The organism is Psychrobacter piscatorii (genome assembly GCF_001444505.1).
GTDB lineage: Bacteria > Pseudomonadota > Gammaproteobacteria > Pseudomonadales > Moraxellaceae > Psychrobacter > Psychrobacter piscatorii_B.
Map to the genome: position 1 here is coordinate 1 of NZ_LNDJ01000028.1, position 1250 is coordinate 1250.

1 protein-coding gene is annotated in these 1250 nt (G+C 41.9%); it reads left to right on the forward strand.

Annotated elements, in window-relative coordinates; all coding sequences use genetic code 11:
• Window positions 1–232 precede the first annotated feature (232 nt).
• Window positions 233–1225 (forward strand): IS110 family transposase, encoded by a 993-nt coding sequence (locus tag AS194_RS01880; protein ID WP_058023792.1) that lies wholly within the window; start codon window positions 233–235, stop codon window positions 1223–1225.
• Window positions 1226–1250 lie beyond the last annotated feature (25 nt).

Sequence of the window (1250 nt, forward strand, 5' to 3'; positions counted from 1 at the left end):
GTATAACCTTGTATCTTGAATAACCGCTTAATACTATCGATGAAAGTTGATAAAATAAAGCAGTTATTCATGAGCATTGAGAGTATGAGTATAACCTTAGTGCCTAGACACTGTGTAAGAGATTATGCCCAATGCTCATCCTATCATCTTAATATTCTGAATGGTATCCAAGTGCCTCGACATCTTATCAGATGCCATGAGTGACACTGCATAAACAAGGGAAGACAATAAGATGACACATTATATAGGCATAGACGTTAGTAAAAATAAGCTAGATATTGCATGTCTCAAAGACACTGACAAACTAAAATTCAAAACTAAAGTCTTTAAAAATGATCACAGTGACTATGCTGCTCTTATCAACTGGCTAATTGCTAACATTACTGATGACTTAAGTAATATTCACATCACGGTCGAGGCCACAGGAGTCTATCACGAGAACATCGCCTACTACCTATTTGATAAAGGTCTTAACGTCAGCATCATCAATCCTGCTTACGTCAAAAGCTATGCTGCTAGTTTAGGAAGTCGCAACAAGACGGATAAGAAAGATAGTATGTTATTAGCCCGCTACACCTATAGTGCTAAGCCTAAATTGTGGACACCGCCGCCAGCAGAGGCGCGTCACCTCAAGTCTTTACTGTCGCGCTTAGACGCGCTACAAGAAGACTTACAACGTGAGCTGAATCGATTGGAAAAAACGGAGGCCACAGACACCGCTCCTATCGTTAAAGCGTCTATTGAGCAGATGATAGTCTCTTTGCAAGCCGCCATTGTTAAGCTCAATGGTGATATTGATGACCATATCGATGGTCATCCCAATTTAAAGCAAGACCAATATCTGCTACAAACTATTAAAGGCGTCGGCCCTGTTGTCTCAAAGCAGATGATGTCGCTGATGCATAATAAGCAGTTTAGTCAAGCGTCGCAAATGGCAGCCTTTTTAGGCCTAGTTCCCAAGCATAGTGAATCAGGGCTATTTAAGGGCAAGTCTCGCTTAGCAAAGAATGGCTCAAGTGCCGTAAGAGCTAAATTGTATATGCCGGCGCTAGTCGCCATTAAGCATAATCCCGACATTAAGGCGCAGTATGAGCGACTGCTTGCTAACGGTAAGTGCAAAATGCAGGCTGTCTGTGCGGCGATGCGTAAGCTTGTGCATATTTGTTTCGGCGTGGTTAAACATCAGCAACCTTACCAAGCAAGAGTTGAGCTAATTAGCACTTGATTTAGCTTTTTTAAGATGGTATCTC

Coding starts and splice junctions, on each gene's coding strand:
- AS194_RS01880 (WP_058023792.1), top strand. CDS start 233: ATGACACATTATATAGGCATAGACGTTAGTAAAAATAAGCTAGATATT.